Consider the following 7764-nt stretch of genomic DNA (forward strand, 5'->3'; position numbering starts at 1 on the left):
GACGGCGGCTGCCGCTCTTCAGCCAGTAACGCTTGCCGGGCTCGATGCCTTCCGGCTGCAGCGCGACGATTTGCGCATCGAAGGCAAGGCCAGATTGCGGCTGGCTGTCGATGGCAACGATCATGTCACCGCGCGATACGTCCACCTGGCGGTCGAGTACGAGCGTGATCGCATCGCCGGCAACGGCGGCATTGCGCACCAGATCGAAGGTGACGATCTTCGAGACGTTGGCAACCATGCCTGACGGCAGGATCATGACGCTATCGCCCGGCTTCACCGAGCCGCCGGCAACCGTGCCCTGATAGCCACGGAAGCTTTCGCCGGGGCGGGACACGCGCTGCACGGACAGGCGGAAGCCGACGGACTGAGCCGAGCGCACCGTGGCAAGCTCCAGCGTTTCGACGAGTGTCGGGCCGTTGTACCAGGGCATAGCTGCTTGGCCGGAATAGACGACGTTTTCGCCCTTCAGGGCGGACATCGGGATGGCGGTGATCTGCTTGACGCCGAGCGACAGCGCGAATTCGCGGAAATCATGCGCGATCTTCTCGAAGCCGGCGCGGTCGTAATTCGTCAGGTCGATCTTGTTGACGGCGAGCACGAACTGCTTGATGCCGAGCAGCGAGGCGATTGTTGCATGGCGGCGCGTCTGCTCGAGAATACCCAGGCGTGCGTCGATCAGCAGAATCGCGAGATCGGCGGTGGAAGCACCGGTCGCCATGTTGCGGGTGTACTGCTCGTGGCCGGGCGTGTCGGCAACGATGAAGGAGCGGTTGTCGGTCGAGAAATAGCGATAGGCGACATCGATGGTGATGCCCTGTTCGCGCTCGGCCTGCAGGCCGTCGAGCAGCAATGCGAAGTCGGGCAGGCCGAGATCGTTCTGCTTGCCGGTGGAGTCGCGCTGCAGCGTGGCGGCCTGGTCTTCCTTGACGGCCTTGGTGTCCCAAAGCAGGCGGCCGATCAGCGTGGATTTGCCGTCATCGACGCTGCCGCAGGTGATCAGGCGAAGCGGACGCGTATCGCGCACGGCCTTGGCGGGCTCGGCTGCGGGCAAGGTGACGACGTTTGCGGTTACGGCTGCGGTCATCTCAGAAATATCCTTCGCGCTTCTTTTTTTCCATGGAGCCGGACTGGTCGCGGTCGATGGCACGGCCCTGTCGTTCGGAAACCGTGGCGATTTCCAGCTCTGCGATAACGTCTTCAAGGGTGTTTGCGGTGGAGCGGATCGCGCCCGTCAGCGGGAAGCAGCCGAGCGTGCGGAAGCGGATAAGCTCCTCGCGCTTGACTTCGTCGGGCAGCAATTCAAGCCGCGGATCGGCGGCCAGGATCATCATGCCGTCGCGCTCGACGAACGGGCGCTTCTCGGCGAAATAGAGCGGTACGATCGGAATGTTTTCGGCCTGGATGTAGCGCCAGATATCGACCTCGGTCCAGTTCGACAGCGGGAAGACGCGCACACTCTCGCCCTTGCGGATCTGGCCGTTATAGACGTTCCAGAGCTCCGGGCGCTGGTTGCGTGGATCCCAGCGATGATCCGGCGTGCGGAAGGAATAGATGCGTTCCTTGGCGCGGGAAGCTTCCTCGTCGCGGCGTGCACCGCCGAAAGCGGCGTCGAACTGACCGGCGTCCAGCGCCTGGCGCAACCCTTCCGTCTTCATGATGTCGGTATAGAGCGCCGAGCCGTGGGTGAACGGGGTAACGTTCTCCGCCTTGCCGCGCGGATTGATGTGTTCGATCAGGTCGAGATCGTATTTCTTCACGATCTCGTCGCGGAAGGTGATCATCTCGGCGAATTTCCAGCCGGTGTTCACATGCAGGAGCGGGAAGGGCACGCGGCCGGGATAGAAGGCCTTGCGCGCCAGATGCAGCAGCACGGAGGAATCCTTGCCGATCGAATAGAGCATCACCGGACGCTCGAATTCGGCCGCGACTTCGCGGAAAATATGGATGGATTCGTTTTCCAGCGCCTTCAAATGCGGGTCGAGCGGCGGCTTGGTGCTTTGCGGATTGGAGAGTTCCGTATCCGGACGGCTATCGGGCATTTTCAACTCCAGAACTTAATCATTTGTCCCGGCCGGAAGGCGGGCCGGAAAGAATAGAATGCTTTGGTTCCTGGTAGGTTTGGCGGCGGCGATAACCGCGCCTTGAACCGATGCCGGGAACCGGCGGGGTATGTCATTGCGCAGCGACGACGGCTTCTTCCGCAACATGCAGGCCGCATTCGCGCGTCTCGTCGTTTTCCCACCACCAGCGACCGGCCCGCTCGGGCTCGCCCGGCTTGATGGCGCGGGTGCAGGGTTCGCAGCCGATCGAGGGATAGCCGCGCTGATGCAGCGGGTTCACCGGTACGCTATTGTCGGCGACATAGGCGCGGATCACATCGATATCCCAGTCGGCGAGCGGGTTGACCTTGATGAGGTTGCGCTCGGGATCGTACTCGGCAAATGGCGTGTCGGCGCGATTGTTCGATTGGCCGCGGCGCAGGCCGGTGACCCAGATCGTGGCGCCGGAAAGAGCGCGCGCAAGCGGCTTCAGCTTACGCACGCCACAACAGGCATGCCGGGCTTCGACGCTCTCGTAGAAACCGTTGAGACCGTACTTCGCCGCATAGGCGTCGATGTCGGCCTGCTCCGGCTCATAGCGATGGATATGGATATCGTACTGGCTTTCCGTCTCGTCGATCAGCGCCAGTGTCTCGGGGAAGAGGCGGCCGGTCTGCAGCGTCACGACATCGATCGGCAGGCGGTGATTGCCGATCTCGGCGGTGATGACCTGATCTTCGATTCCGAGGGAGGTCGTGAACACGGTGCGGCCGCCGAGGCTAGCGACCAGAGACAGGCGGCCGGCAAGGTCAAGCGCCGCCAACCGGCTGTTCAGTGTCCCGGCTTCTTCGATGAGATTGATGGCAGTCATGGGGAATCCTGTCCTGATATTGCCGCGAGTATCGCAGTTCGTGAGGGCTGCGGACAGAAAAACGGATTTCGAAAGCGAGGGGATAGAGAGCAAATATCTCCACGAAGCCGCTCCCATGTGAAAAAGCGACCGCCTCGGCTGTTAACCAAGGCGTTTTGCCCTGAAGCGGGCTAACGGAGAGGCGCCGATAAGACTAGTCATATCTAAGCGCTTGCTTTAATGTCTATAGAAATAGTAGAGTTACACGCGGCTTGTCAAACGGAAATCGGAAGTGATGGCCAAAAAGATGCGGAACGCCAAATTCTGAGCTAAACTATGGGCATAGTGAGAAGGCTTGAAAACAAGGCTGGGTTGCCGGCACCCCGAGCTTTCCGCGATTCGGGTGTTTGAAGCGGGGCGAGGTCGGCCAAGGGTTTAAGAGTTCCGAAGCGATGTGGCCGGTGTATCGGGTGAGCGCATCGTATGTGTGTGTAAGCGGTTCGAAATGATCACTCAAAAAGCAAAATACGCGTTGCGGGCGCTATCTGCTCTGGCTCAGGCCGAAGCGGGCGAACCGACGATGATTTCCGACATCGCGACGCAACAGAAAATCCCGAAGAAGTTTCTGGAACAGATCCTGCTCGACCTGAAGCATCAGGGCATCGTCATCAGCCGCCGCGGCAAGCAGGGGGGCTATCTCCTGCGCAAGCCGGCTGAGGAGATCACCTTCGGCGAGATCCTGCGCATTATCGACGGTCCGATCGCGCCATTGCCCTGTCTTTCCATCACCGCCTATCGCCGCTGCGAGGATTGCGACGGCGAGCAGACCTGCGAAATCCGCCATGTCTTCGCAAGGGTTGCTGACGCCACCCGCAAGGTTTTGTTTTCGACCACTATCGCTGATGCGACGGCTCTGCCGGATGGCGCGGAAGTCACTCGCCTGCTGGCATAGGTCTCAGTGGGCGGCGTGTTCTTCGCCTGCCTCTTTCTCCATTGCCCGCCGTGTCCGGATCGCCGCCGCGATGAAGACGCGCGACAGGCCGTGATAGAGCGGTTCGCGCGACAGCAGGCGCGAGGTGACATAGCCGATCATCGATACCGCCATGATCGGGATGACGGCTTGGTGATCCCCCGTCATTTCCAGAATGATGACGAAGGCGGTCATCGGCGCCTGTACGACGCCGGCGAAATAGCCCGCCATGCCGAGGATCGCCGCGAGCGCGATACTGCCGCCGATCAGCGTGCCGACCGTGCTGCCGAAACCGGCGCCAACGGCGAGCGACGGCGCGAAGATGCCGCCGGGAATGCCCGAAATCATCGAAAGGAAGCTGGCGAGCAGCTTTTCCAGGAAGAAGAGCAGGGGTAGGGCATGTCCTTCCACCGCGCCACGCGCCTGTTCGTAACCGGTGCCGAAGGTGTTGCCGCGGCAGGAGACGCCGATGGCTGCGACCAGAAGACCACAGCAGCCGGCGAGCAGCAGCATGCGCTTGAGAGGCTGCGGCTGCGCCCAGCGGCGGATGCGGATGCCGGCATAAAGCGCAAAGCCGCTGAAGGCGGCCCCAAGCGCGCCGCCACCAATGCCGCAGATCAGGACGAGAGCCCAATCCACCAGCGCTACCGGCGCAGCACTGGCCGTGCCGAAATAATTATAGCTGCCGGAGAGCCCAAGAGCCGCCAGGCCCGAGAGGATGACGGCGGTCAGCACCAGACCATTGGCGCGCGATTCATAGGTGCGGCTCATTTCCTCGATCGCAAAGACGATGCCGGCGAGCGGTGTGTTGAAGGCCGCCGCAATGCCTGCAGCCGAGCCGGCAAGGATCAATCCCTTCGCCTGCGCCATGCCGCTGAAGCGGGCGACCGCCAGCATGAAGGACGCCCCCACCTGTACCGTCGGTCCCTCGCGGCCGATCGAGGCGCCGCAGAAGAGGCCGAGTATGGTCAGCACGATCTTACCGAAGGCAAGTCGGAGCGACAGAAGCTTGGTGCGGTCCTCGTCATGATGCAGGTGCCGCGCGGCAATCGCCTGCGGAATGCCGCTGCCTTGCGCGTTGGGAAACAAGGTCGTCGCGAGATAGGCGGAGAGCACGAAGCCAAGCGGCGTCAATGCGAGCGGCAACAACCAGCTCCATTCCCCCGAGCTCGTCACCCCGATAAAGGCGCGCTGTGCCAAATCGGCCAGCTCGGCAAAGCCAACGCTGATCACGCCGATCGCGAGAGCCCCTGTCCAGAACACCAGCCGCGGCCGCCATAGATGGATCGAGCCCCAGAAAACGCGGGAGCGGCGGAGCAGTTTGGACTTACGGTAGATCAGGGGCATGAGATTTTGAACCGGCAGGCTGTGCGATATGTCCGCTTGGGACTCAATTCTGAACAGTCTGCTTAAAAATGACGGATCAGGATATTCACACTGTCTTACAGGACTTCACTTTACGACCTGGATTTATCTGAGCCTTGACACATTCTAACGGCCTCCTAGAATGCATCGCAATTGCAATGCAGGAGGTTGCTCATGAAAACCGCTTCCATCCCGTCGCTGAGAGTCGACCCGGAACTGCGCGCCGCCGCCGAGAGCGTGTTGAAAGAGGGTGAAACACTCTCGGCTTTTGTGGAGAACTCGCTAAGGGCTCAAATCGACCACAGGCGAGCACATGCGGAATTCATAGCGCGGGGAATGGTCGCGCGCGAGGAAGCCAAGCGTACGGGTATTTATTATAGCGCTGACGAGGTGGTTAACGAATTGAAGGAGATGCTCGCAGCAAAGATAGCGAGCAAGAAAAATTGAAATATGCAGTTCGCTACGCCAGCTCTGCTCGTAACGATATAAAGCGGCTTTATGCCTATCTGCTCGATCGCGATGAGAATACCGCCAGACGTGCTGTTTCGGTCATTGAAGATGCCATGAAGATGCTGGCGGACTTTCCGTTCAGCTGCCGCAAAGCGTCTCCGGACAATTCATTTCTCCGCGAGCTGGTCATCCCCTTCGGTTCCGCCGGCTATGTCGCTCTGTTCGAAATCGAAGACAGCGACACAGTGACGATACTGGCGATCAGGCATCAGCGCGAAGACGATTATCACTGATGTCCGCCAACCCTACCGATCGCTCACTTCCCAGCGCGGATTGATCCACGGCTCCTGATTGGATCGTGCCAGCCTCGGCTTTCCGAGGATATGGTCGGCCGCTTTTTCGCCGGTCATGATGGAAGGACCGTTGAGGTTGCCGTAGGTGAGGCTGGGGAAGATCGAGCTGTCGGCGACGCGCAGGCCCTCGACGCCGATGACGCGGGTGTCGGGATCGACCACGGCCATCGGATCGTCCTTCGCGCCCATCTTGCAGGTGCCGCAAGGGTGATAGGCGCTTTCCAGATGCTCGCGCAGGAAGGCGTCGATCTGGTCGTCGGTCTGGACGTCGGGGCCAGGCTGGATTTCCGGGCCGCGATAGTCGTCGAAGGCCTTCTGCCCGAAGATCTCGCGGGTAAGGCGCACGCAGTGGCGAAACTTCTCCCAGTCCTCGGGATGGCTCATATAGTTGAAGCGGATGACCGGATCGGCCTTCGGGTCGGACGAGCGCAGGGTCACCGCGCCGCGTGACTTCGACAGGTTATAGCCGACATGCGCCTGGAACCCATGGCTCTTCGCCGCCGCCTTGCCGTCATAGCTGATGGCGACGGGCAGGAAATGATACTGGATATCGGGCTGCTTGACGCCCGGCGCCGAGCGCAGGAAGGCGCAGGCTTCGAACTGGTTGGAAGTGCCGAGGCCGGATTTGAAGAACATCCATTGCGCGCCGACAATCCCCTGCATGTACCAGGGCAGCCAGGAGTAGAGCGAGACCGGCTTCAGGCTGGTCTGCTGGAAATAGAATTCCATATGGTCCTGCAGGTTGGCGCCGACGCCCGGCCGGTCGTTTTTCACCTCTATGCCCATCTCTTGCAGATGCTGCCCGGGGCCGATGCCGGAGAGCATCAGCAGTTTCGGGGAGTTGAAGGAAGACGCCGAGACGATCACTTCGCGGTTCGCCTTGACGATCTCGATCTTGCCGCCGCGTTCGATCTCGACGCCGGTGGCGCGGCCGTTTTCGATCACGACTTTGCGGGCGAAGCAGCGGATCAGCTCGACATTCGGCCGCTTCAGCGCCGGCTTCAGATAGGCCGTCGCGGCAGACCAGCGCCGGCCCATCCAGGTCGTCTGCTCCATCAGGCCGAAGCCTTCCTGCTTGCCGCCATTATAGTCCTCCGTCGCCTCGAAGCCTGCCTGCTTGCCGGCCTTGATGAAGGCATGGAACAGCGGATTGCGGGCATCGCCGCGCCGGACATGCAGCGGCCCGTCGGTACCGCGCCAGCCCTCTTCGCCGCCATGGGAATGCTCCATCCGCTTGAAGTAGGGCAGCACATCGGCATAGGCCCAGCCCTGGGCGCCGAGCTCTTCCCAGCGGTTGAAGTCCTCGGCGTGGCCACGGACATAGACCATGCCGTTGATCGAGGAGGAGCCACCGATCACCTTGCCGCGCGGCGCGGTGATGCGCCGATTGTTGAGCTGCGGCTCCGGTTCGGAGAGATAGCCCCAATTGTAGCGGTCCATGCTCATCGGCCAGGCAAGCGCTGCCGGCATCTGGATGAACGGCCCGACATCGCTGCCGCCGAATTCCAGCACGATGACCGTATGCTTGCCGTCTTCCGACAGCCGCGAAGCCATGGCGGAGCCGGCGGAACCTGAGCCGATGATGACGAAATCTGCTTGCATGACGATGTGTTCCAGATGGATAGGGGCGTAGATCGAAGCTGTTTTGCACCCTCCCTTTGAGGGGGAGGGTCGGCCGCAGGCCGGGGTGGGGTGATCACTGGTATGAGCGTTGCGGCTGGTCACCCCCAGCCGCCA

Annotated in this window: 8 protein-coding genes; 3 read left to right on the plus strand and 5 right to left on the minus strand. The window is 61.4% G+C overall.

Annotated elements, in window-relative coordinates; translation table 11 throughout:
- The 3 genes from cysN to PMI03_RS15970 all read right to left on the minus strand — a co-directional run.
- Positions 1 to 1084 (minus strand): sulfate adenylyltransferase subunit CysN (gene cysN, locus PMI03_RS15960; RefSeq protein WP_007695018.1); only part of this gene is annotated, 1084 nt, incomplete at its 3' end.
- 1 nt (position 1085) lies between these two features.
- Entirely contained in the window at positions 1086 to 2039 is a 954-nt protein-coding gene (gene cysD / locus PMI03_RS15965; protein WP_007695019.1) for a sulfate adenylyltransferase subunit CysD, read from the minus strand.
- A gap of 133 nt (positions 2040 to 2172) precedes the next feature.
- On the minus strand, positions 2173 to 2910 hold the full coding sequence (locus PMI03_RS15970; protein WP_007695026.1) for a phosphoadenylyl-sulfate reductase: 738 nt from the start codon (positions 2908 to 2910) through the stop codon (positions 2173 to 2175).
- A 484-nt stretch (positions 2911 to 3394) separates the two neighbouring features.
- Between PMI03_RS15970 and PMI03_RS15975 the strand changes: the two genes are divergently transcribed.
- Entirely contained in the window at positions 3395 to 3841 is a 447-nt protein-coding gene (locus PMI03_RS15975; RefSeq protein WP_007695032.1) for an Rrf2 family transcriptional regulator, read from the plus strand.
- A 3-nt stretch (positions 3842 to 3844) separates the two neighbouring features.
- Here PMI03_RS15975 and PMI03_RS15980 read toward each other — a convergent pair whose 3' ends face one another.
- The gene (locus PMI03_RS15980; RefSeq protein ID WP_007695034.1) at positions 3845 to 5206 is read right to left on the minus strand and encodes a chloride channel protein; all 1362 of its coding nucleotides are present in this window, start codon (positions 5204 to 5206) and stop codon (positions 3845 to 3847) included.
- Positions 5207 to 5398: 192 nt separating this feature from the next.
- Between PMI03_RS15980 and PMI03_RS15985 the strand changes: the two genes are divergently transcribed.
- On the plus strand, positions 5399 to 5671 hold the full coding sequence (locus PMI03_RS15985) for a YlcI/YnfO family protein (RefSeq protein WP_007695035.1): 273 nt from the start codon (positions 5399 to 5401) through the stop codon (positions 5669 to 5671).
- Positions 5668 to 5967, plus strand: coding sequence for a type II toxin-antitoxin system RelE/ParE family toxin (locus tag PMI03_RS15990; RefSeq protein ID WP_007695041.1), 300 nt, complete (start codon positions 5668 to 5670; stop codon positions 5965 to 5967). Before PMI03_RS15985 ends, PMI03_RS15990 begins: the two co-directional genes overlap by 4 nt.
- 12 nt (positions 5968 to 5979) lie before the next feature.
- Here the strand turns inward: PMI03_RS15990 and betA are convergent, their stop codons facing one another.
- Positions 5980 to 7629, minus strand: coding sequence for a choline dehydrogenase (gene betA, locus PMI03_RS15995; protein WP_039974186.1), 1650 nt, complete (start codon positions 7627 to 7629; stop codon positions 5980 to 5982).
- Positions 7630 to 7764 lie beyond the last annotated feature (135 nt).

It is taken from the genome of Rhizobium sp. AP16, from assembly GCF_000281735.1.
Classification (GTDB): Bacteria; Pseudomonadota; Alphaproteobacteria; order Rhizobiales; family Rhizobiaceae; genus Rhizobium; species Rhizobium rhizogenes.